This window comes from Roseibium denhamense (assembly GCF_009711415.1).
Lineage (GTDB): Bacteria > Pseudomonadota > Alphaproteobacteria > Rhizobiales > Stappiaceae > Roseibium > Roseibium denhamense.
Genome location: NZ_SMLZ01000090.1, coordinates 19,753 through 41,847, shown reverse-complemented (window position 1 = coordinate 41,847; position 22,095 = coordinate 19,753). Strand labels below are relative to the sequence as shown.

19 protein-coding genes are annotated in these 22,095 nt (G+C 57.8%); 10 read left to right on the top strand and 9 right to left on the bottom strand.

Annotated elements, in window-relative coordinates:
• The 3 genes from E1180_RS03850 to E1180_RS03840 all read right to left on the bottom strand — a co-directional run bounded on the left by E1180_RS03850 (position 1) and on the right by E1180_RS03840 (position 3,827).
• Positions 1-1,065 (bottom strand): ABC transporter permease, encoded by a 1,065-nt coding sequence (locus E1180_RS03850; protein ID WP_133946828.1) that lies wholly within the window; start codon positions 1,063-1,065, stop codon positions 1-3.
• Between the two features lie 10 nt (positions 1,066-1,075).
• The gene (locus tag E1180_RS03845) at positions 1,076-2,032 is read right to left on the bottom strand and encodes an ABC transporter permease (protein WP_155189766.1); all 957 of its coding nucleotides are present in this window, start codon (positions 2,030-2,032) and stop codon (positions 1,076-1,078) included.
• A 184-nt stretch (positions 2,033-2,216) separates the two neighbouring features.
• Positions 2,217-3,827, bottom strand: a complete 1,611-nt coding sequence (locus E1180_RS03840) for an ABC transporter substrate-binding protein (RefSeq protein ID WP_155189765.1) — start codon at positions 3,825-3,827, stop codon at positions 2,217-2,219.
• 419 nt (positions 3,828-4,246) lie between these two features.
• Between E1180_RS03840 and E1180_RS03835 the strand changes: the two genes are divergently transcribed.
• The 4 genes from E1180_RS03835 (at position 4,247) to E1180_RS03820 (ending at position 8,454) form a co-directional block, all read left to right on the top strand.
• Positions 4,247-5,794: a trimethylamine methyltransferase family protein gene (locus tag E1180_RS03835; protein WP_155189764.1), complete on the top strand. Its 1,548-nt coding sequence runs from the start codon at positions 4,247-4,249 to the stop codon at positions 5,792-5,794.
• 68 nt (positions 5,795-5,862) lie between these two features.
• Entirely contained in the window at positions 5,863-6,966 is a 1,104-nt protein-coding gene (locus E1180_RS03830; protein ID WP_155189763.1) for a mandelate racemase/muconate lactonizing enzyme family protein, read from the top strand.
• A 25-nt stretch (positions 6,967-6,991) separates the two neighbouring features.
• On the top strand, positions 6,992-7,723 hold the full coding sequence (locus tag E1180_RS03825; protein ID WP_155189762.1) for an SDR family NAD(P)-dependent oxidoreductase: 732 nt from the start codon (positions 6,992-6,994) through the stop codon (positions 7,721-7,723).
• Complete coding sequence (locus E1180_RS03820; RefSeq protein ID WP_155189761.1) at positions 7,720-8,454, top strand: SDR family NAD(P)-dependent oxidoreductase; 735 nt, start codon at positions 7,720-7,722, stop codon at positions 8,452-8,454. The genes E1180_RS03825 and E1180_RS03820 overlap by 4 nt, the downstream gene beginning before the upstream one ends.
• Positions 8,455-8,474: 20 nt before the next feature.
• On the opposite strand, the gene E1180_RS03815 is transcribed toward E1180_RS03820, so the two are convergent.
• Entirely contained in the window at positions 8,475-9,326 is an 852-nt protein-coding gene (locus E1180_RS03815) for a LysR family transcriptional regulator (RefSeq protein WP_155189760.1), read from the bottom strand.
• Between the two features lie 90 nt (positions 9,327-9,416).
• Between E1180_RS03815 and E1180_RS03810 the strand changes: the two genes are divergently transcribed.
• On the top strand, positions 9,417-10,439 hold the full coding sequence (locus E1180_RS03810; RefSeq protein ID WP_208996919.1) for a permease: 1,023 nt from the start codon (positions 9,417-9,419) through the stop codon (positions 10,437-10,439).
• Positions 10,440-10,491: 52 nt separating this feature from the next.
• On the opposite strand, the gene E1180_RS03805 is transcribed toward E1180_RS03810, so the two are convergent.
• The 4 genes from E1180_RS03805 to E1180_RS03790 are packed head-to-tail and all read right to left on the bottom strand — an operon-like array spanning position 10,492 to position 14,976.
• Positions 10,492-11,829 carry an NAD(P)/FAD-dependent oxidoreductase gene (locus tag E1180_RS03805; RefSeq protein WP_155189759.1) on the bottom strand — a complete coding sequence of 446 codons (1,338 nt, stop codon included), beginning with the start codon at positions 11,827-11,829 and terminating at the stop codon, positions 10,492-10,494.
• A complete protein-coding gene (locus E1180_RS03800) occupies positions 11,829-13,328 on the bottom strand; it encodes an aldehyde dehydrogenase (RefSeq protein ID WP_155189758.1) in 1,500 nt (499 codons plus the stop codon). Before E1180_RS03800 ends, E1180_RS03805 begins: the two co-directional genes overlap by 1 nt.
• 2 nt (positions 13,329-13,330) lie before the next feature.
• Positions 13,331-14,248 carry a dihydrodipicolinate synthase family protein gene (locus E1180_RS03795; RefSeq protein WP_155189757.1) on the bottom strand — a complete coding sequence of 306 codons (918 nt, stop codon included), beginning with the start codon at positions 14,246-14,248 and terminating at the stop codon, positions 13,331-13,333.
• A gap of 17 nt (positions 14,249-14,265) precedes the next feature.
• Complete coding sequence (locus E1180_RS03790) at positions 14,266-14,976, bottom strand: GntR family transcriptional regulator (RefSeq protein WP_155189756.1); 711 nt, start codon at positions 14,974-14,976, stop codon at positions 14,266-14,268.
• 129 nt (positions 14,977-15,105) lie between these two features.
• Here E1180_RS03790 and E1180_RS03785 point away from each other — a divergent pair, with 129 nt between their 5' ends.
• Together E1180_RS03785 and E1180_RS03780 are read left to right on the top strand one after the other, a co-directional pair.
• The gene (locus tag E1180_RS03785; RefSeq protein WP_155189755.1) at positions 15,106-16,083 is read left to right on the top strand and encodes a GlxA family transcriptional regulator; all 978 of its coding nucleotides are present in this window, start codon (positions 15,106-15,108) and stop codon (positions 16,081-16,083) included.
• A gap of 394 nt (positions 16,084-16,477) precedes the next feature.
• Positions 16,478-17,284, top strand: a complete 807-nt coding sequence (locus E1180_RS03780; RefSeq protein WP_155189754.1) for a substrate-binding periplasmic protein — start codon at positions 16,478-16,480, stop codon at positions 17,282-17,284.
• Between the two features lie 148 nt (positions 17,285-17,432).
• Here E1180_RS03780 and E1180_RS03775 read toward each other — a convergent pair whose 3' ends face one another.
• Positions 17,433-18,311 (bottom strand): LysR family transcriptional regulator, encoded by an 879-nt coding sequence (locus E1180_RS03775; RefSeq protein WP_196220518.1) that lies wholly within the window; start codon positions 18,309-18,311, stop codon positions 17,433-17,435.
• A gap of 93 nt (positions 18,312-18,404) precedes the next feature.
• Between E1180_RS03775 and E1180_RS03770 the strand changes: the two genes are divergently transcribed.
• The 3 genes from E1180_RS03770 to E1180_RS03760 all read left to right on the top strand — a co-directional run bounded on the left by E1180_RS03770 (position 18,405) and on the right by E1180_RS03760 (position 22,086).
• Positions 18,405-19,661, top strand: coding sequence for a M24 family metallopeptidase (locus E1180_RS03770; RefSeq protein WP_155189752.1), 1,257 nt, complete (start codon positions 18,405-18,407; stop codon positions 19,659-19,661).
• Positions 19,662-19,848: 187 nt separating this feature from the next.
• On the top strand, positions 19,849-20,778 hold the full coding sequence (locus E1180_RS03765) for a LysR family transcriptional regulator (protein WP_155189751.1): 930 nt from the start codon (positions 19,849-19,851) through the stop codon (positions 20,776-20,778).
• A 123-nt stretch (positions 20,779-20,901) separates the two neighbouring features.
• Positions 20,902-22,086, top strand: a complete 1,185-nt coding sequence (locus E1180_RS03760) for a 2-aminoethylphosphonate--pyruvate transaminase (protein WP_208996918.1) — start codon at positions 20,902-20,904, stop codon at positions 22,084-22,086.
• Positions 22,087-22,095: the final 9 nt, after the last annotated feature.

The following is a 22,095-nucleotide window of genomic DNA, read 5'->3' as shown; positions in this document are numbered from 1 at the left end:
TCAAACCTCCTTCAGACCGGAGGACCGGAACAGCATCCAGTCGACGACAAAGTTGACCGCAACCGTTAGCAGCGCAATCGCGGCCGCCGGAATTAGCGGTGTCAGTTCACCGAAGGAAATCAAGGTCGCGTTCTCACGCACCATAGATCCCCAGTCAGCGGTTGGTGGTTGAATGCCCAGGCCGAGGAAAGAGAGACCCGCGATCAAAAGGAACACGAAGCAGAATTCCAGGCCGAATTCGGCAATCAGCGGCGCCGTTGAGTTGGGCAGGATCTCCTTGCGGATCAAGTACCAGTCACCTTCTCCCCTGAGCTTTGCAGCCTCGATGTAATCCATCACCACCACGTTCCCGGCGACGGCACGCGTCAGCCGGAAAACCCGCGGCGAATAGATGACCGCAACGACAATGACGATAACAATCAGGTTGGTGCCAAAGATACTCAGCATCAAGAGCGCGAACACCAGCGACGGCACAGACATGATGACATCGGCAAAGCGGCCCATGAACTGATCGAACCAGCCGCCTTTGGTCGCGGCCATCAGTCCGGCGAAGGCACCCATGACGAACGCCAGTGTTGTTGCAACTAGGGCCAATCCGACGGAGTTTCGCGCACCGTAGATGATGCGGCTAAACATATCACGCCCCAACTGGTCGGCTCCCAAAAGCATGTTTTCGTCCGCAGGCGCGAAAGCCGACGAAATGATTTCCGCCTCACCGAACGGCGCAATGACAGGCGCGAAAATCCCTGCAATCGCATAGGTGAAGATCACGAACATGCCGAAAGCAGCAGTCAGCGGAGCCGTTCTCAGCTCCTTGGCAACACCTTCGGGTGCGATGATGATGAGAAATTCCCGGAAAGCATAGGACGTCCCGGCCGCCAATGCCAAAATCCCGGCAGCTATTGTGACAAACCGCAGAGCACCCACCCCACCGATGATCCCCATAACGAAAGACACCAGGGTCAGGGAGAAGATCAGAAGGAACAGCTCGCGTTTCTTGAAATACGCCGCCAGGCAGGACCCGCCGATCAGCAGCGCATAGTAAGCAATAACAAATGTACTCATTTCGCTGCCCTCACTTCGGATGCCGCAAACGCGGATTGGTCAGGATTGCTCCCACATCAGCTGCCAAGTTGAGCAGGATGAAGGTTGCAGCGAAAATCAGACAGCATGCCTGAACAATGGGGAAGTCGCGTTTGGCCACCGCATCCACCAGCAGCTGGCCAATGCCGGGATAGACAAAAACGACCTCGACCAGAACCACACCGGTAATGAGGTAGGCAAGATTGAGTGCAACGACGTTGATGATCGGCGCCCAGGCATTCGGCAAGGCATGTTTCACGATAATTTTCCAGGGCGGAACACCTTTGAGCCGTGCCATCTCGATGTAGGGAGAAGCCAGCAGGTTGATAATTGCAGCCCGGGTCATCCGCATCATGTGCGCAGTGACCACCAGCACCAGAGTCAACGCCGGCAGGAAAGTGCGATGCAACAACTCGCCGAAGGTCATGTCGGGGCTTATGCTTGCAATTGCAGGGAAATACTGGGTTTTTACCGCCAGATACAGGATCAGAATATATCCGAGGAAGAATTCGGGAGAGGAAATCGAAGTTAGCGTCGCGACGTTCGCAACCCGGTCGAACAGGGTATTGCGCAGCAAGGCGACGATCACTCCGAGAATTATGGAGATCGGCACAGCAATGACAGCTGCATAGGTCGCCAGGAAGAGTGTGTTCACGAACCTTTCGCCGATTGCATCGCCGACGCTCACGCCGGAAACCAGCGAGACGCCGAAGTCACCAGTGAGGGCACCGCCGAGCCATTGCAAATAACGCAAAATAGCCGGTTGATCGAGGCCAAGCTTATCGCGAAGCGCTGCAACGGTTTCGGGCGTTGCCCCCTGGCCCAAAACGGCCTCTGCGATGTCGCCGGGTAGAAGCTCGACCGCGAAGAATATCAGGATTGAAACCACGAGAAGCGTGACCAAACCTAAGCCAAGTCTCTTAAGGACCAGCTGTAGGATGTCCCCCATTTGTCCCTCCAGAACAGGAAGCCCGGAGCCCAGAAAGTGCCCGGGCGTCAGTCAGGCGCCTCCTGTAAGCTTTTTGTCTTTACTTTGGCAGAAGGGCCCGACGCGACAGCGACATGACCCGGATCGACTTCGGATCTATGTCAAAAAACAGGGCGGCGAAAACCTCCGCCGCCCTGTTAAAGGATCAGGACTCGAACCACCAGCGGCTGGCCGCCCGTGCGCCATCATTTTCCCAGCTGGCAGCCAGCTGATCCGGCGTACCCACCTTGGTGCTGTTGGCGTAAACGAAATTGTTGAAGAACGGGATGATCGTCCCGCCGTCGTCTTTCGCCAGGATTGCCATCTCGCGGTACATGTCCGCGCGCTTGGCATCATCCAGTTCCGCTTTTGCCTGCAGCAAAAGCTTGTTGAACTGCTCATTCTGCCAATAAGACTCGTTCCATGCTGCATCGTCCTTGTAGGCCAGCGTGTACATCACATCCGGTGTTGGACGCGCGCCCCAGGAGACCAGACAGAACGGCTTTTTCAACCAAACATCGGAATAGTAACCGTCATTCGGTTCACGCACGACGTTAATGTTGATGCCCGCCGCCTTAGCCTGTTCGGCATAGAGAACGGCCATGTCGACGGCACCTGCATAGACACTGTCTGCCGTAGACAAGCTGACGGTGAGGCCTTCCGCACCAGCTTTCTTCAGCAGGGACTTGGCCTGGTCCGGATCATATTCACGTTGTGCAATGCCATCTGGCCAATAAGGCTGCGCGGGAGAGTGATGGAAATCGTTGCCCTTGGTGGCTGCGCCAAAAGCGATCTTCTCAATGATCTCATCGCGGTTCATCGCCAATTTCAATGCGTTGCGCACGTCGACATTGTCAAATGGAGCGGCATTGCAATGCATTGGCAGCGTAATGGCGCCTGCAGACGGAATGTTGTGGATCTTAATGTTCGGATTGCGCTGCAGGAGCGCCATAGTCTTGAGCTCAATGAGCGAGACCGCATCCACATCCCCAGTCATCAGCGCTGTTTGACGTGCATTCGGGTCGTTGAGGATTACAATTTCGACATTGTCAAAATAGGCACCTTCGCGATGCCATCCATCATGGCGCGACAGGTTGAAACCAACGCCAAACTCTCCGCTGTCGATCTTGTATGGCCCCGTGCCGTCGCCGGATTCCCAATCAATCGTGCCATCGTCCTTCGCCGGGCAAATCGCAAGGTGATAATCGGTCATTAGCCATGGGAAATCCGCATTCCCGCCGGACAGCTTCACGACAAGGGTATAATCCCCGTCCTTGGTAATCTCGAGCACATCCGCGAGAAGGGATTTGGCGGCCGATGTCGAATCATCACCGCGGTGGTGATTCAAAGACGCGATCACGTCATCCGCAGTAAATTTCTTCCCACTGTGGAAGCTGGCGTTTTCGCTCAGTTTAAACGTCCATTCGGACGCGTCTGCACTGGCTTCCCAACTATCTGCCAGGTCTGGCCCAAGAGAACCATCACCCATGATCATCGTCAGAAAGCTGCGATGCGTGTGCGCCATGAAAATCATCTGGCGGGTGACATAAGCACCCGGGTCGTGGTTGTCAGATGTATTTCCGTCATGCAAGCCCCAGCGGAAGGTGCCACCGCTTTTCGGTTGTGCTTTGGCCTTTGTGGACCAAAGGCCCGTTGCAGTGGTGGCCGTCAGACCTGCCAGCACCGAATAGCGGATAAACTCGCGCTTCGTGATGCCGCCGGTGCGGGCGGCGCTTTCAAGGCGGTTAATCATGTCTTGGTCTTTGGATTTGGTCATCTGTCTCCCCATCTGGATTATTAAAAACTGTCGACAGTAGAATTCCCAAACGTAGCATCCGAATATTTTTCAATATCTGCGATGCTCATTTGCGACATGTGACCAACAAAACACGAACTGCCATGCTTCGGCTACCCCCTTGGCGTAGTTCAAGGTTTAAAATTTTTAATGTTGATCCTTCGCCCTTTGATTGTGCAGAGCAGCATTATTTTGCAGCATACTTGCCATCTGGCTGATCAATCAAAAAGCAACCAGCCTATATTTTCACCTGCTTCGATACTTCTGCGGCGTTTCAGTTTTGCATTGAACGAATATTCGCAACTCATGTCGGAAAATGCTGATCCAGTTCGGTTTCTGGTGCGTTGTCCCTCGTTGCCCCGCGCATGATGACCGTGAAAGAACCATCATCGGAGCCTCCTATGAGTGTCGCAACGCGCAGCCGAAGCGGAGGCCGTGCCGGCCGCCGTGCACTTCGCACCGCACCTGATCACCAAATGTTGCCGGGTCTCACCCGAAAGCTGCCTTTGTGCGAACCCTTGGACCAGGATCAGATTGAACGCCTCGACGATGCCTCCATGAAAATTCTGGAAGAAGTCGGGATCATTTTCCGGGACGCAATCGCACTGGACGACTGGCGCAAGGCCGGCGCCAAGGTGGAAGGAGAACGGGTTTATCTTGACCGCGGTCTTGTGCGCGAATTGATCCGTACAATCCCCTCGAGCTTCACATATCACGCCCGCAATCCAGCAAAGAACATTCCCCTTGGCGGCAACCGGTCAATGTTCGTGCCGATGACCGGGGCCCCCTTCATTCGCGATCTCAACGACGAGCGCCGCAACCCGACGCTGGAAGATCTCGCGATGTTCCACAAGCTCAGCCATATGCTGCCGGCGATGCATTCCAGCGCGCATCATATCGTCGAGCCGTATGATCACCCCATCAGCCACCGCCACCTGCGCATCACCTATTCGTCGATCAAGTATTCGGACAAAACCTTCATGGGTATGACCACAAGCCCCAAGAATGCCGAAGACGTCATGGAGATGTGCGCCCTCCTGTTCGGAGAGGATTATTTGGAAGACCACCCGGTCACCACTGGCAACTGCAACGGCAATTCTCCCCTGGTCTGGGATGAGACCATGCTCGGCGCCATGCGCGCCTTTTCAAAGCGGAACCAGCCAGTACTGTGCTCCCCCTTCGTGCTCGGCGGCGCCAACACGCCGGCCTCGGTGGTGCCGGCCGTTGCCCAGCTGAACGCGGAAGCCCTGAGCGCGCTTGCTTATACCCAGGTTATCCGCAAGGGCGCACCGGCGATCTATGGCCATTACTTGTCGACCGTTTCCATGAAATCGGGCGCGCCGATGGCCGGAACACCCGAAATCAGCCTGATGAATTTTCTGATCGGTCAGCTGGCGCGGTATTACGATGTGCCCTGGCGCACCTCAGGCTCGCTCGGCGGCGCCAAGACGTTCGATGCGCAGGCAGGCTATGAGAGTGCAGCGACATTGAGCGCTGTGATCCATGCAGGCGCCAACTATATCTGGCATGCCGCCGGCTGGAACGAAGCCGGCATGCACTGTTCAGTAGCCAAGTTCATTGTCGATGCCGAGCAATGCGCCATGGCCTACCGCATGGCCGAAGGACCGCGCTGGGATGATTTCGATGAAGCGTTGTCGGCCGTCCGCGACGTCGGCCCGGGCGGTCACTATCTTGGTCATCCTCACACCCAGGAAAACTTCCAACGGGCCTTTTTCATGCCAGACATGTTCGACAACAACTCGATCGAACAGTGGAAGGCGGAGGGCGAAGTCGAGATTACAGAGCGTGCCCTAACTCAAGCTCGCAAGCTCCTGTTGGAGTATCAGGAACCGAAGCTCGACGAAGCGAAGAACGAGGCTATCCTGGACTACATCGCCCGTCGCGAACGGGAGATCCCCGCCGAAGATGCCTTGAACCAAGAGTTCTAAGTCCTCTCCCGCTACTGCGGCGTCTGGCCTCGCCGTCCAGCGCTGATATTTTTTGAAGGCATGGCCGCATGCGAATTCGAGAAATCCATGTCTACAGCCATACCCTGCCGGTTAAAGACGGGCCCTATGTCATGGCTTCGACCGTGGTGGACGTGCTGGAAACCACATTGGTCAAGATCGTCGATGAAACCGGCGCCGTTGGTTGGGGAGAGACCTGCCCGGTAGGACCCGTCTACGCGCCCGCACACGCCGCCGGCGCGCTGGCAGCAATCAAGGAAATCGCACCCGGCCTAATCGGCGCCGACATAACCGGCCTGCGCGCCTTTCAGCGACTGATGGACAAGCGGTTGAACGGACACGCCTATGCAAAGGCAGCCTTCGACATTGCAGCCCATGATCTTCTCGGGAAACGCACGGGTCTTAGTGTTGCCGACCTTCTGGGCGGTGCAATGACCGGAAAAGTGCCATCCTATTTTGCCTCGGGCGTCGGGTCGCCGGAGGACATTGCCCGAATTGCCAAGGACAAGGCAGATCAGGGCTTCAAACGCATGCAAATCAAGGTCGGAGGTCGCGCGGTCGATCTGGATATTGAGACGATCCGCAAGGTATGGGAAGCGGTCGGCACACGGATGCGGCTGATCGTTGACGGCAACCGGGGCTGGACATCGCAAGAGGCCTTGCGCGTGAGCCGCTCCTGCCTCAACATTCCCATCGTTCTGGAACAGCCCTGCAACACGATCGAAGAGGTTGCCCGCATCCGGCATCAGCTGGGACACGGGGTCTACCTGGATGAATCGGCAACCGACATTTCGGCAGTGGTGCGCGCCATCGGCGACGGGATCTGCGATGGCTTCGGCATGAAGCTAACGCGGATCGGCGGGTTGCAACCCATGTCAGTGTTTCGCGATATTTGCGAAGCCGCGGCTCTGCCCCACACCTGCGACGACAGCTGGGGCGGCGATATCATCGCTGCGGCTTGCGTTCAGATCGCGGCCACGGTCCACCCGAAGTTCCTCGAAGGAGTCTGGATCGCCCAGCCATACATTGACGGCAACTATGACAACCGTAACCCTGTCAAGATCGTAGACGGGCATTTGACCGTCCCGGCAGGCCCCGGGCTCGGCGTGGTCCCTGATGAAGCCCTTTTCGGGGCACCTGTCGCGTCATTCTAGGCTGTTTGGACCAATTGGAGGCGTCATGCGATTTACCGGAAAGAAAGTGCTCGTGACCGGCGCCGCTGGCGGGTTGGGTCAGGTCATCACCAGTATGCTGCGTGATGAGGGTGCCGCCGTCGCAGTTGCTGATTTCAAATGCAATGATCTCTCAGCTGAGGCGGCTCTGCCCGGCGACCTGCTGGATCAGGCCTATACGGACGATCTTCCAAGCGCTGCGGCCAAGGCTCTCGGGGGTCTTGACATCATCATCAACAACGCCGGAGTGATAACGCGCGGCCCGGTTACGGACACCAGCGACCGTGACTGGGATCTCTCGGTGGGCGTCAATGTCGAGGCCCCGTTCCGGATCTGCAGGGCGGGCATCCCGATCCTGGCAGAAAGTGGTGGCGGCGCCATTGTCAATCTTGCCTCCTGCTGGGGCGTTCATCCCGGCCCAAATCACGCTGTCTATTGCATGACAAAGGCGGCAATTGCCTCACTGACCCAATGCATGGGCCGGGACCATGCCCATCAGGGCATAAGGATCAACGCGGTCTGCCCGAACGAGGTCGACACGCCGATGCTGCGCAGCGGTTTTGAAAAACGGGGGTTCGATCATGAAACCGCGATTTTCGAGCTCGGCAAGACCGTCCCGCTTGGCCGTGTCGCAAAACCGGATGACATTGCCGATGTCGTGCTGTTTCTGGCCTCAGATGCGGCCCGGTACATGTGCGGCGCGCTGGTCGAGGTCAATGGCGGGAAATCGGTTGCATGACACGCTTTGAAGGCAAGACGGCGCTGGTCACCGGCGGGCGCAGCGGGATCGGCAGGGCAATTGCACTTCGTCTGCGCGATGAAGGCGCCCGGGTCTTCACAGCCCAGCGCGGTGAAGACACAGAGTTCGAGCATGTTTGTGCCGATTTTTCTGATAGCGCCGCACTCGCCAAAGTGATCCCGGCGGTCATAAACGCTTCAGGGCGGCTTGATGTTCTGGTCAACAATGCCGGGCTGATGCAGGAAGCCAGTGTCGAGGACATGACACTGGCAGATTGGCAGCGCAGCCTGACCGTCAATCTCACGGCCCCGTTCCTGCTTGTCAAACACGCCCTGCCCCATTTGCGCGTCACCAAAGGCACGATCGTCAATGTGGGATCAATCGAAGGTATTGGATGCAATCCGCATCATGCTGCTTATGCGGCCTCCAAGGCAGGACTGCACGGCCTAACCCGTGCGATCGCAGTTGACCATGGCCAGGACAGCATCCGGTGCAACGCCGTTGCTCCTGGGTGGATCGACACCGGCCTGAACCTGGATTTCATTTCAGCCCAGCCTGACCCGGAGGGCTTCAGACGGGACATCGGCAAAATCCATCCGGTTGGCCGCACGGGGGTTCCGGAAGAGGTGGCAGCCCTTGTTGCCTTTCTGGCAGCAGCGGAAAGCGGCTTCATCACCGGCCAGATCTATACCGTTGACGGCGGTCGCATGACCCGGCTTAGCCTACCCTGATCGCCAAGATTGCGGCATACTCAACTCTTAAACGCCATGCGAATAGCTTCCGACATGGTAGCTACCAGATCCTTGTCGCCGCCCTCCGAAGTTCCGATAACCAGCCGGGATACCGGCGTCCCACCAAACCCGTCCTTCTTACCAAGCTCCTGCATTTGCGAACTTATCGAGGACCTGCCGAGTAAGCCGATTGCGATGCCGGCCTCGACAGCCGCGGTCACACCGGCAACACTCTGACTGGAAAAGACTATCCTGTACGGCCGACCACTTCTCTCAAGCGCAGCAATCGCGGCATCTCTCCACCAGCAGGCCCGGTCAAACAGCGCAACCGGCATCACCGCGTTCTCCAGCAATGACTGATGCTTGGCACTCACCCAACAGGTCGGATCTTCGTGGATCACTTCTTCAAAGGCTTGCGGCGTCTCAACTTCGTAGACGGCGAGATCGAGTTGCCCCTTGGCAATCATTTCCGGAAATTCCGTGCTGATCGAACAAGTCACCTCCAATTCGACTTGCGGGTGCGATTGCGCAAATGCGCCAAGGATCGCCGCAAGCTTGACCTGCCCGTGATCATCGGGGATGGCCAGCCGCAGCCTGCCGCGCAAACCATCGGAAGTAATTTCGCGGAGCGCCCCATCAAGGCGCCCGATGACCTCGCGCGCGACCGGTAACAACCGTTCACCTGTTTCCGACAAGGACACCCCGCGCCCTGTCCGGTCAAAGACAGGACGCCCCACAACGTCTTCCAGACGCATGATCTGCAAGCTGGTGGCAGATTGCGACCGGCCGATAACCCGGGCACCTTCCGTGATGCTGCCGGTTGCCGCAACCATCAGGAAGGTCCTGAGCAAATCGCTGTCGAGATGATGCATCTATTTTTCCGATATCTGATATTGACGATATTCGTTTTGCTTATGCAGACAGCACGCCTATCCTGATCCCGTCAAGTTCAGGAGATCGACATGGCAGATCAGACAGCCGCATCATTCTCGCGTCCGACGCGCCTGCATTTTGCCGGTGCCGGTTTTTTGCTCTTCGCGATTATTTTATGGCTCTGGCCGCGTTTCGTCTGGAATGGCGTGATCTTCACAGGCGAGGGGCTCATTGCTGTTGCCCCCCTGGTCGTGCCGGGCATCCTCCTCACAGCCTGGATCATGGCCAGCGGCGCCGACCAGATCATCAGCCGGGCCTTTGAGGGGCACATGGCACGGGCCGTCTTGGCTGCCGCTGCGATCGGTGCGATCACACCCGTGTGTGGCGTGACGGTTCTGCCCTTGATGATCGGCCTTCTCGCAGCCGGTGTGCCGCTTGCACCCGTCATGGCTTTCTGGCTGTCTTCGCCGGTCACCGATCCGGCAATGCTTGCGACAACGGCGGCAACTCTGGGCCTTGCCTTTGCCATTGGAAAAACTGTTGCAGCCTTCGGGCTCGGTCTGTTCGGCGGCACCGTGACGGCATTTTTGACGGCCGGCCAATCCGGTCAGTCGGCTTTGCGTGATAACGGTTTGGCTTCGTCCCCCACGGCGAGATCTTGTTGCGGACCTGCAACTTTTTCGTCAGCAATCTGGCGGGACGCAAACCGGCGCGAGGCGTTCTATCGTCAGGCATTTGTCACCACACGCCTTATCCTGATTTGTCTGATCCCGGCCTTCTTTGCCGAATTTGCCTTGAACAAGGCGCTGACGCCGGGCTCTCTCGCTCAGTATGTTGGCGCCGACAAATGGTGGGCGATCCCTGCTGCCGTTTTCGTTGGAGCACCTGCCTATATTGACGGTTACGCCGCCTTGCCGCTCACGCGCGGTCTCGTCGATAACGGCATGTCGCCAGGCGCGGCCATGGCATTCCTCGTCTCTGGAGGCGTCGTCAGCATCTGGGGCGCGCTCGCGATCTTCCCCGTCCTCAAGCTGCGTCCCTTCCTGCTCTACCTGGCGCTGGCCGTCACCGGCTCACTGCTTGCCGGTTATGCCTTCAGTTGGATCTATTGAGTCTGGAACCGCCAAGGCTGATGGTTTTTGGAATGCTTTCGGCCTGGCGCGTCTATTCTTCAGCAGCCCTCCATTCCTTCCAGCGCAATACGGCATTGGCTCCGAGTTCGCGAAACGGCTGCGGCGGCAGTTTTTTCGGCGAAGACTCCGCCCCGAAATGCCGCGTGATGTCGCTCTCGATACCGAGGGCAAGTTCCGCGGCGCCCATCCCGGTCAGCGTTCCGCGTGCGGTACCAAGACCGTTCTGAACACAGCCGGAATAGACACCGTCCTCCAGTTCCCGCATCACGGCCACACCGTTCATGGAAAGGCACAGATGTCCAGCCCAGCGATACTCCATCTTCAGTCCAGCCAATTTCGGGAAGCGTCGGTCGAACTTGTCCTGCATGACTGCGGCTGCCCTGTCGACATGCGCTTGCGTCAGCCGCATATCCGGCTTCAGAACTGCACAGGTGCGGGTGACAATCCGATTGCCGCCCTGACCAGTATCGATCCGCCTCAGGGTCGTCCCCATCGGGTCGGAGGGAGTGATGCCCCAGCGAGGCTGTCCACCGAGTTTCTTCATTGCCTCGTTATCGAGCTCCGGGGTCATCACGGCAAACAAGAACAGCTGCATCAACCGGTCACGTTCATAACCGAAACTTTCCAGATGACCATTGATTGTCAGAATGATCCTGCCAGTTGAAACCTTGCCGCCGGGCGTCACGACGAGCCAGCCCGAGTCCTGCTTGAAGAACGAGGTTACCGGGCTATCTTCAAAGACTGATACGCCGGCCCGTCTCAACCCGGATGCCAGACCGCGGATATAACCTGCTGGCTGCAGCATCACCGTGCCGGGCGTGTAAAGCCCGCCAAGATAGTGCCTGCTTCCCGTCAGCTCCGTCATTTGGCGCTGGTCAAGCAGTTCATAGTCTTCGCCGAGGCTGGCAAGGTGTTGCGCATAGCTCTGGTTATGAGCGGCAGCCTTCACGCTGGCAGCGCCGTTTACCTTGCCCGCCGGATCGAAATAATTCGCGTCAATCTGGTATTCATAAACCGCTTCGCGCGCGAAATGGATAGCCTGACGGTTGAGGGCTATCAGAGACTTGTCGTCACCAGCACCGGCATAGTCCTCTGATGTCAGTTCATGCGGCAGATCGATCATGAACCCGGAATTGCGGCCGGCAGAGCTCTCTGCAACAGGCAAGGCGTCCAGCACCACCACCTTGACGCCGGGATCGATCTGGGTCACCCGCCGGGCCGCGCTGAGCCCGGCGAACCCGGCGCCAATAATGGTGACGTCCGCAGTGATGTTCTCGTGAAGACGCTGTGCCGCTGGCTGTGCCGGGAGGATCCGGTTCCAGGCCGCCGGGCCTTGTAAATTCGGCAAGGTCTTGGCGGCCCGCAGCATCAGCCGACCGCCTTGTCCCCGTCGTCGGACAAATCCACCCAGATTGTCTTCAATTGAGTGTATTGGTCATGAGCAGCAAGGCTGTTGTCACGGCCACCAAACCCCGACTGCTTGAAACCACCGAAGGGCGTCGTGATGTCGCCTTCGCCAAAACAGTTCACCGTGACAGTCCCTGCCCGGATCGCACGCGCACCGCGCAAAGCCTTCTTGGTGTTAGACGTGAAGATCGATGCGGCCAGGCCATAGTCCGTGGCGTTGGCCATAGCAATCGCTTCGTCAAACCCGCGCACCGTCAGGACACTCAGGACCGGACCAAAGATCTCCTCCCTGGCAAGCGTCGAAGACGCATCCACCTCAAGCACCGTCGGCTCCACATAGGCCCTGCCATGGCTCTTGCCGCCCATCAAGACATCGGCCTCTGTTTCCAAGTAGGAACAGACCTTCTGGAAGTGTGCGCTCGAGACCAGCGCACCGACCCGGTGCTCCGGATCAAGCGGATCGCCAAGTGTCCATTCGCGGGCATGGGCCAGGATGCGCTCCATCAGCGCGTCCTTGATCTCTTCTTCGACGATCAAGCGGGAGCTCGCCGAACAGTTTTCTCCCATGTTCCAGAAAGCGCCGTTGACCACGTGAGCTGCCACACGATCAAGATTTTCGGCATCTTTTAGGACAACGCTGGGGTTCTTGCCGCCCATCTCGAGAACGACTTCCTTCAGATTGCTGTCAGCCGCGTAGTTCAGGAACCGGCGTCCTGTTTCGGTCGACCCGGTGAAGGACACCATGTCGACATCCATATGCCGTCCAAGAGGTTCGCCCACCTCAGGCCCGGTGCCCGGTACCACGTTGAAGACACCGCGTGGAATGCCAGCTTCCATGGCAAGTTCAGCAACACGGAGCGCCGTCAGGGAGGTTTCCTCCGCCGGTTTGACGATCACAGAGCAGCCTGCGGCAAGCGCCGGGCCGATCTTCCAGGCCAGCATCAGGAGCGGGAAGTTCCATGGCAGCACAAGACCCACCACACCAATCGGCTCGCGCACGATCATCGCGATGTGGTCGTCCGACGCAGGGGACACCTGATCATAGATCTTGTCGATCGCCTCCGCGTGCCATTTCAGGCAGTGGATCGTCTCCGGAACATCGACGGTCTCGCAGTCGAAGATGGTTTTGCCGCTGTCGAGGCTTTCCATCACCGCCAGTTCCCGCCGGTTCCGGGTGATCAATTTTGCAAAGCGGATCAGGACGTCCTTGCGGTCACTGGGGTGAAGCTTTGACCAGCGCCCGTCTTCAAAAGCTTCGCGTGCTTTCAGAACGGCGAAGTCGACATCCTCCGAGCCGCAGGCCGCTATATCGGCCAGGGTCTCGCCCGTGGCCGGATTGATGCTTGAGAATGTCTTGCCCGATTGCGCCGGCCGGTAGCTGCCGTCGATAAAGGCGTTGGTCGGCAACGTGAGCTTGGTGGCCAAAGCCCTGTACTCATCACGTGTCAGAAGATCGGTCATGGTCACGCTCCCGCCGTGATGTCGGCAATTGTGGATTTCAGCACACGGACAACCTGCTCGAGCTGGCGTTTGTCGTCCTTGTTCAGCGCCTTCAATGGCGGGCGCGGCGGTCCTGCATAGAGACCACTCATCTCAACACCGTGTTTGACGCACTGAATAAATTTGCCGCCCTGCTCCAGAACGCGCATCAAAGGCATCATCGCCGACATGATCTTGCGCCCCTTGGTGTAATCCCCTTCAACCGCACAGGCCTTGTAAAGCGCGACATGTTCCTCAGGCAGGAAATTTGAACCGGCGCAGACCCAGCTGCGCGCACCCCAGGCAAAAAACTCCAGCGCCTGGTCGTCCATGCCGCAGGACATCTGGATATGCGGATAGTCCCGTGCCAGCAAATGCACCCTGTTGATATCGCCAGAACTTTCCTTGATGGCACAGACATTGCAGGACCGGCCAACCCTGTCGAGGAATTCCTCGCCCATGTTTACGCCCATCCGGCCCGGATAATTGTAGAGCATGACCGGCAGGTCCGCGGCCCTGTCGATGGTCAGGACGTTGAGCGCGTTTTCCCGCTCCGTCGGCACCGCATAAGGTGGCGTGGCCACCAAGATAGCCTCGGCATCCATCTTTGCCGCACCTTCAGCCAAAGCGATTGAGTCCGGCGTGCGCATCGTGCCGGTTCCAACGATCAGCGGCAGACGTCCGGCCAGCTTGTCCTTCGTGAACCGCGCCAGTTCCAGACGCTCCTCCACCGTCTGGGTATAGTTCTCGCCTGTTGAACCACCCGAAATCACGCCGTGAACGCCGCTGGCAACCAGGTGATCGATCACCTTCTCCAGTGCGTCCCAGACGACATTGCCGTCCGTATCATAGGGCGTCACGGCAGGCGTATAGATACCCTCAAAGGTTAGTCTTGGTGTCATCCAGATGGTCTCCGGCTTCAGGCGGATTTGAGTTTGGGAGGCTGGCCGAGTGGGGCTTCCAGCCCGGGCGGCATGACAAAGAGTTCGATCTGGTCGCGCGACAATGCCCAGTGTTCGAGCGCCAGTTCGGCGGCGCGGTCTTCATCGCCGTCCTCTATGGCAACGATCATTTCGTCATGTTGCGCGCTGGCCAGCTTGAGCCGCTCGTCCTTCGCACCGCGGGTCTGACGAAAGAACGTCATGCCGATACGGGTGTGATCGATCAGCAGTCGGTCAAGGCTTGCCATAAGGTAGCTGTTGCCAGCCATCCGCCCGGTGATGCGGTGAAACCGATCGTTGGTCAAAGCACGCGCAGTGACATCGCCTGTGTCCATTGCCTCACGGAATGCGTCCTGTGCCGCCTTCAGCTCGTCAATCTGCACCAGTGTGGCGTTCTGTGCGGCCAGGCGCAGGATGGCGCTGTAAATCAACGGCGCGGCAAGGAAAAAGTCGCGCAGCGTGAAGTGGGTCATGTCGGAGACCCGGGCGCCGCGGTTGAGCTGCAACGTGACATAGCCGTCGCCGGACAATTGCTGCAGCACTTCCCTCAAGGGGGTGCGGGACAGGCCGTATAGTTCGCACAATTCCGTTTCCTCCAGCGCACTGCCGGGCTTGCGTTCCAATGTCAGGATCGCTCGCTTCAGATCTTCATAGGCGACCGTCTTGGCCGTTCCACGCTGAGGGGGCATCACACCGCTCCGTTTCGATTTTGGTTGACCAATTTGTATACAATGTGAATACAATAACAACACATAAATCATACAATGATGCCCGATGCTCGAAACGGGCCAAGGCGACAGGCTCCGGAGAAAAGCGACATGTCCAGAACGCGCGACGTCACCTTCCTGCTGCTCGATGATTTTTCGCATATCGCTTTTGCCTGCGCTGTCGAACCGCTACGCATCGCCAACCTGCTTCAGGGTGAGGAGATTTACCGCTGGCGGCTTGCATCAGTTGATGGAGAACGGGTCGTCTGTTCCAATAAGACGATCACCCTTGTCGATCAGGGCCTGACGGATCTGCCGCCGCGCAGCAGCCTGTTTCTAATTTCCGGGCAGAATGTCGGCGACCGGGCAACCTCGGGCGTGCTCGCCTTTCTGAGGCGCGAACGGGCGCGCGGCACCCGGATCGGTGCCATCTGTTCCGGGGCGCATGTGCTGGCAAGCGCCGGATTTCTGAACAACCGCCGGGCGGCCATCCACTGGTCTTTCCACGACAGCTTTCAGGAGAATTTTCCGGAGGTTGAACTGTGCCGCAACGTCTTTGTCTCCGACGAGACGTTCGTGACGGCGTCGGGTGGCACGGCAGCGACCGATCTGATGCTGCATCTGATTGGCGAGACACACGGTGAGGACCTTGCCGCAGCGATTGCCGACATGATGGTCTATTCCGGCGTTCGCCCCGCTGATGCGGCCCAGCAGATTTCCCTTCAGGCCCGCCACGGCATCCGCAATCCGCATATCGCCGAAGCCATCCGGCTGCTCAATGAGAGCGCGCCCTACCACCTGCCAACGTCAGAGATCGCCCGAACGATCGGGATTTCCACGCGGCAACTGGAGCGCCTGTTTCAGAAGCACCTTAAGATGTCGCCAAAACAGTTTGCCATAAACCAGAAGCTGAGCAGAGCGCGGAACCTGTTGCTGCAGACGGAGCAGTCGATCTCCGAAATCGCCCTGGCGTGCGGCTACGAGTCTCCTTCGCACTTCATCCGCACCTATCAGAACCGCTTCGGCGTCACCCCGCACAACCAGCGGGTCTTCGCTGCGACACCCCAAACTGTATACCAAATAGCCTGACCTCCGCCGCAGGTCCGGTCTGGCAGCGTCGCCCGGCAACCTGATGGATGCGGGATTGATAACATTTGCCGGGTTTGTGGCTAGTTGGTTGGGGAACGGACCTTCGCCGCGCTATGCACGAAAGGCCGCAATGCGGACCTTTGAGACATTCGTAAAACATCGGCCTTGGTTGAAACGGGCGGGTTTCGGTCCTTCGCTGCGATATGAGTGAATGACCGCGTTGCGGGACACTCTAAACTCTTATACGATTGGCAACGACGACCCAAAGCGGGTTTGCAGTGTGCAGATGCGGATCGCTGTGTGTGGCGGTCGCACACTTAAGTTTATTCCAAAGTAATCATTTTGAGTCCAAAAAAAAGTTTAATCCGAACGATGTTCTGCGAAGTACACTATCATGTATCGGGACGTCGACTATCTCTTCGTGGGAAAGGTGCCAATAGAAGAGCTGACCAAGGCAGAGGTGCGAATGCGGACGCTTTTGAAAACTCTACTGATTGGCATATTGGTGCTGGGGCTGTTCCCCCCTCGAGTTGTTGCTAAAGAGCCGCTTGTGCTCTTGATGGGCCAAAATGCGGCACCACTTCAGCTTGCCGTCGAAATCGTCACAGCAGCATATGACAGGCTCGGTATACCCATTGTCATTCAACAAATGCCAAGGGCCCGGTCTATGGCCATGGCTTCGGTGGGGAAGGCGGATGGAGAGATTGCCGGGCCGCGCGTATTCGAAAAGGCATTTCCCGAACTCCATCGGATCGACGTTCCAATCATGACTATAGATGTAATGGTATATTCGTGTGATCCTCACATCCTGGACAGCAAAAACCCGTCAGAATTGCAGTGGGGTAGACTTAATGGCGCAAGACTGCTTGCGACATTCACCGATGACTACGAAAATGTATGGCTCGGGGAAACTCATCTCGAATTGTTCGGGATGCTCAAACTTGGCCGTTTAGACGCAGTCATCGCCCCACGGCTTGCTTTGCAGCTTTACTCCGAACAAAATGAACAGGGTTGTGTTCAGAGTGTCGGAGCGCCTTTGCGCACAGTTCCATTTTATCACTACCTGCATAGAAAGCATGGCAACTTGTTTCCGATAGTGAAATCGGAGTTTCAAGACATGTTGGCGTCTGGCGATATGGAACGTATCAGAGACGAGTTTTTCGGCAAACTTTCCGGGCCAGAACAGCCTTCCAAGTCTTGACCATAGCGACTATCCCGAATCCACTCGAGTTTCGAGTTCAGCGTACCAGCCTGGAAGTCTCGTATGGGCTCGAAGCAGGCATTACCTACCCAGTCATCAGAAGGCTGCTCAGCAGTCCAAAAACCTATCAGCTGCACATGCATAAAGATCAGCTGAGGCCGAGGTGTTTGGCGAGGTTATCAACTTCGGGCCGAACAGCTTTCGCTGCCTGCCAAACCAGAAAATAACCCTTGCCGGTCTTCAGTGGCTTATCGACCAGCCTCACAAGCCGCCCGGATGCCAGGTCCGCTTGCAAGAGCGAACAGCTTGCCAAGGCGATGCCCTTGCCCTCTAAGGCCAGACCGATGGAATGGCTGTAGTTCTGGCACAGTGTTTTGGTCAGACCATGAAAGCCGCTCTGCTGTTCCCGCTGTTGCCATACGTCCCAGTTGATCCAGTCCGGTGCATGTCTGTGATAGTCCAGCAGCCTCGCGTTTTGGGGTGCTTTGGCAAAGCGCTCGGCTTCGGCGGGTGACGCAACAGGGGCCAGCTCCTCATCCATCAGCAAAGGTCCTTCCCAACCTTGAGGAACCTTGTCGGCGTAGATAATGGCAAGGTCATTGCTGGCGGACAGCAAGTCACGAGGATCATCCTTGACGACGGTTTCTACAGGGCAGGATGAAGAGCTGAGCGCAAAAGACCGTAGGCGTTCGAACAGCCAAAAGACGGACACGGCAGAATTGGCTGCGATACGAACGGAAGACGCCGCCGGCGACCTGACCTGATTGAGCGCGCCTTGAAGGTAATCCAGCGCCATGGCCACGGGATCGGCCAGTTGCGCCCCGGCCTGCGTTGGTTTGAGGCTCCGCGCGCCGCGCTCAAACAAATCCGCACCCAGCCAGTTTTCGAGTTGCTTCACACGCTTGCTGACCGCGGCTTGCGACACATAAAGCTCAGACGCTGCAGCGCTGAAGCTGCCGGCGCGCAGTGCCGTTTCAAAAAACACAAGCGTGTCGAGCGGCGGAAGCGATTTTCGTCGACTATCCATTCCCATTGGTTATAGCCAAGTCTGAGAATTTTCAATATTCACCGCGTGCCGCTGTCGACTTAGTTTTGGCTCAAACCTAAAGGGCGAAACGACATGGCGAACTTTGACTGGCATGCAGAGCGAAGCGATCTGGATGGAATTGCACTGCTGGATCGCACACCGGAAGGCGAAGGGATCGATCTGAAAGCCGTCAGGCTTTACCGCCTTGGCCGCGTGCGTGAACAAATGGCTCTCTTCGGTGTCGACGCCGTCATCCTGTCCGACCCCATCAACATCCGCTACGCCACGGGCGCGCGAAACATGCAGGTGTTTTGTCAACGCAATGCGCCGTCGCGCTACCTGGTGCTGACCGCCGCGCGATCCATCCTTTTCGAATTTACCGGATGCCTCCATCTTGGGCAGGGATTGGAGACGATTGACGACGTGCGCCCTGCCAAGACCGCCAGCTTTGTCGCGGCCGGTCCCGGCATTCAGGCCCGGGAAAAGGCCTGGGCCATTGAAATGGCGGACCTGATCAAGGAGCTTGCCGGGAAAGGAGCAACCGTCGGGCTGGAGCGGCTGAATGCCGGAACCGCGATTGCACTTAAGGACTGCGGTCTGCGCATCGTTGATGCCCAACAGCCGGTAGAAATGGCGCGTTCCGTCAAGTCCAGCGAAGAAATGAAATGCGTGAACGCCTCATTGCGGGCGACCGAGACCGGCGTGGCCAGGTTGCGGGATGCAATCCGCCCCGGAATGACAGAAAATGAACTGTGGTCCGTCTTGCATCAATCGGTGATCGCGCAGAATGCGGATTATTGTGAAACACGGCTTCTTAACGCAGGCGCCCGGACGAACCCGTGGTTTCAGGAAACTTCCAGCAATGTCATTGGTGAAAACGAGTTGATTGCACTCGATACGGATGTGGTCGGTTGTCACGGTTACTATTCCGATTTCTCGCGCACCTTCCATTCTGGACCGGGCAAACCGACGGAGGCGCAACGCGAGCTCTACAAGGTTGCGTACGAGCAGGTCCAAAGCAACATGGACATTCTCCATGCGGGCATGAGTTTTCGGGACTATGCGGAGCGTGCGTGGGATATCCCGGAAAAATTCTACGACAACCGCTATTACCTCTCGGCCCATGGTTGCGGCATGACGGGCGAATACCCTTATCTGTATCACAAGGGGGATTTTCCCGATGCTGGCTATGACGGAGAGATCGTCGCCGGGATGACGATCTGTGTTGAAAGCTATATCGGCGCCGCTGGGGGCTGCGAAGGTGTCAAACTTGAGCAACAGGTTCTGGTAACGGAAACTGGCATTGAACTACTGTCCCGCTTTCCCTTCGAAGAAGAGTTACTTCGGTGACGCCATAGAAGCCCGGATTTCTAAGAGGAGCCGCTTCATCACGCCACAGCCCCCTAATTGGCGTTCCGAAATAAATTCTGACCCGGTACGATGCGATGCCGGTTTCAGCAATTCCATGCATCTGCATTGACACGGGCTGCGCTTTTGCCTTTCTCGGAACCATCCTTTCCGGCACAAGGGCCTCCCCATGACCATTCCCAGATCCCGTTCAAGATCCGCCCTGAGTTTGGGCCAGCTCCGTGCCCTCGAAGCCGTCGTGCGGACAGGCAGTTTTTCTGCGGCGGCAAAAGACGTTGGGGTCTCGCAGCCGTCTATCTCCAACCATATTCAGGGCCTGGAAGGCCGGTACAAGACAAAGCTGCTTGTAAAATCCGGATATTCGGTCACTCCGGCACCGGCGCTCAAGGCACTGCTCCCGAAGATCCGCGCCGCCCTCGCCCTGACACGCGACATTGAAAGTGAACTTGCGCGGCAGACTACCCTCACCGCGGGCGATCTCAGGATTGGCTATTCCACCTACCAGCTGGCGATCCCGCGTATTTCCCATTTCATGAGCCGGTACCCGGATATCGTGATCGAAGCCCGCGCTCTTGCAACACAAGATATTCTAGACCTGTTCGAAAACGGTGACATCGACATCGGTTTTGTCACAGGCAAGGAGATCCCGGCGGGCCTTGACGGGGAACTTCTCATGCAGTCCAGGATCGTCCTGGCCGCACCTTCGGACCATCCCTTGGCAACCCGGGACCAAGTGACCTGGACGGATGTCGCGAAGCTTCCGCTCCTGCAACGCGAAAGCACGTCCGGGACACGCAGGCTCTTTGAGGGAGCAGCAACGGTTGCCGGCATCAAACCCAAAACCATCCTCGCACTCGGCTCCTGGGGATCCATCGCAACGCTCATCCGCTCCGGTCTCGGGCTTGGTATTGCCATGGAAGCAGAACTCAGCGAGCGCGACGGCTGCATTCCAATTCCCATCAGCGACCCTGCCCTGATCGCGCGGCACTACGTGGTTTGGCAAAAGGAAATGGCAAAGGTCGCCACGGTAGAAGCCTTCAGGGCTTCCTTGCTCGAACCGCTTGGGGTCCCGGCCAATGATGTGCCAGCGCCCACTTGATAGCTTTTAGTTATAGTGAGGGGCAATTCATCAAAATTTCAAGTAAGTGGCGTTTCTGAACTTTGAGAGCCGCTGGTGGCATTCCGCTGCGCGGCCACATCCATGTTGAGCTTGCTTGAACCAATGACACACACAGACAAATTGCCGGCACCCAAACTCGGTGAGCCTTTTTTGCTGACACCGGGGCCACTGACGACTTCAATTAAGGTCAAGGAGGCTATGCTGCGGGACTGGGGCAGCTGGGATGATGATTTCAAGGCCATGACCGCGGAACTGCGGGCCGGTCTGATCGAGCTGCTGGGGCCAGGGTGTGACGCCTTTGACTGTGTTCCGATCCAGGGAAGCGGCACATATGCCGTTGAGGCCATGCTGGCCAGTTTCACGCCGAAGGACAGGAAGACGCTGATCCTCTCGAATGGTGCCTATGGCAAACGCGCTGCGCAAACGATGGACTATCTTGGCCGCCCGTTTGAGCTGCTTGATAAGGGCGATTATCTGCCCCCGCGCGGCCATGAGGTGACCGAACGCCTTCAGGCCGACCCGGAAATCAGCCATGTTCTGATCGTCCATTGCGAGACCAGCTCAGGCATTCTCAATCCCTTGCAGGAAATTTCTGACGCTGTTGCTGCAGTAGGCAGGACACTGCTGATTGATTCCATGTCCGCCTTCGGTGCGGTTCCGTTGGAGCCGTCTCACCTGAATTTCGCTGCGATGGTTTCCTCTGCCAACAAGTGCATCGAAGGGGTTCCCGGCTTCGGGTTCGTCCTGGCAAGAAAAAGCGACCTTGCCGCTGCCAAGGGCAACGGCCATTCCCTCAGCCTCGATGTCCATGCGCAATGGGCACATATGGAAAAGACCGGCCAGTGGCGCTTTACGCCGCCAACGCATGTCGTGGCGGCCTTTCTGGAAGCGCTGCGGGCGCACAAGCGTGAGGGCGGTGTTGCCGGGCGCGGCGCCCGCTATGCCCGGAACAGGGACGTTCTGGTCTCCGGGATGCGGTCGCTCGGCTTTGAAACCCTGCTGGAAGCTGAGTGGCTATCGCCCATTATCGTGACCTTTTTCTGCCCGGCCGACCCGGCCTTCAGCTTTCCAGCGTTTTATGACCGTATGAAATCCCGGGGCTTTATTCTCTATCCGGGCAAGCTGACTGTCGTGGACAGCTTCCGCGTTGGCTGTATCGGCCAGATGGACGAGTTCGTCATGACGGGCGTGGTCGCGGCCGCCTCAGAAGTGCTTGCCGAAATGGGGGTCCAAAGCGCCGCGCCCCCTGCAGAGGCCCTGGCCGAACGCGCAAAACTCGCCGCCTGATCAACCAAG

Excerpts from the sequence above, each read along its gene's own strand:
- E1180_RS03850 (WP_133946828.1), bottom strand. The coding sequence starts at position 1,065 with ATGAGTACATTTGTTATTGCTTACTATGCGCTGCTGATCGGCGGGTCC.
- E1180_RS03845 (WP_155189766.1), bottom strand. The coding sequence starts at position 2,032 with ATGGGGGACATCCTACAGCTGGTCCTTAAGAGACTTGGCTTAGGTTTG.
- E1180_RS03840 (WP_155189765.1), bottom strand. The coding sequence starts at position 3,827 with ATGACCAAATCCAAAGACCAAGACATGATTAACCGCCTTGAAAGCGCC.
- E1180_RS03835 (WP_155189764.1), top strand. The coding sequence starts at position 4,247 with ATGAGTGTCGCAACGCGCAGCCGAAGCGGAGGCCGTGCCGGCCGCCGT.
- E1180_RS03830 (WP_155189763.1), top strand. The coding sequence starts at position 5,863 with ATGCGAATTCGAGAAATCCATGTCTACAGCCATACCCTGCCGGTTAAA.
- E1180_RS03825 (WP_155189762.1), top strand. The coding sequence starts at position 6,992 with ATGCGATTTACCGGAAAGAAAGTGCTCGTGACCGGCGCCGCTGGCGGG.
- E1180_RS03820 (WP_155189761.1), top strand. The coding sequence starts at position 7,720 with ATGACACGCTTTGAAGGCAAGACGGCGCTGGTCACCGGCGGGCGCAGC.
- E1180_RS03815 (WP_155189760.1), bottom strand. The coding sequence starts at position 9,326 with ATGCATCATCTCGACAGCGATTTGCTCAGGACCTTCCTGATGGTTGCG.
- E1180_RS03810 (WP_208996919.1), top strand. The coding sequence starts at position 9,417 with ATGGCAGATCAGACAGCCGCATCATTCTCGCGTCCGACGCGCCTGCAT.
- E1180_RS03805 (WP_155189759.1), bottom strand. The coding sequence starts at position 11,829 with ATGCTGCGGGCCGCCAAGACCTTGCCGAATTTACAAGGCCCGGCGGCC.
- E1180_RS03800 (WP_155189758.1), bottom strand. The coding sequence starts at position 13,328 with ATGACCGATCTTCTGACACGTGATGAGTACAGGGCTTTGGCCACCAAG.
- E1180_RS03795 (WP_155189757.1), bottom strand. The coding sequence starts at position 14,248 with ATGACACCAAGACTAACCTTTGAGGGTATCTATACGCCTGCCGTGACG.
- E1180_RS03790 (WP_155189756.1), bottom strand. The coding sequence starts at position 14,976 with ATGCCCCCTCAGCGTGGAACGGCCAAGACGGTCGCCTATGAAGATCTG.
- E1180_RS03785 (WP_155189755.1), top strand. The coding sequence starts at position 15,106 with ATGTCCAGAACGCGCGACGTCACCTTCCTGCTGCTCGATGATTTTTCG.
- E1180_RS03780 (WP_155189754.1), top strand. The coding sequence starts at position 16,478 with ATGTATCGGGACGTCGACTATCTCTTCGTGGGAAAGGTGCCAATAGAA.
- E1180_RS03775 (WP_196220518.1), bottom strand. The coding sequence starts at position 18,311 with ATGGATAGTCGACGAAAATCGCTTCCGCCGCTCGACACGCTTGTGTTT.
- E1180_RS03770 (WP_155189752.1), top strand. The coding sequence starts at position 18,405 with ATGGCGAACTTTGACTGGCATGCAGAGCGAAGCGATCTGGATGGAATT.
- E1180_RS03765 (WP_155189751.1), top strand. The coding sequence starts at position 19,849 with ATGACCATTCCCAGATCCCGTTCAAGATCCGCCCTGAGTTTGGGCCAG.
- E1180_RS03760 (WP_208996918.1), top strand. The coding sequence starts at position 20,902 with ATGACACACACAGACAAATTGCCGGCACCCAAACTCGGTGAGCCTTTT.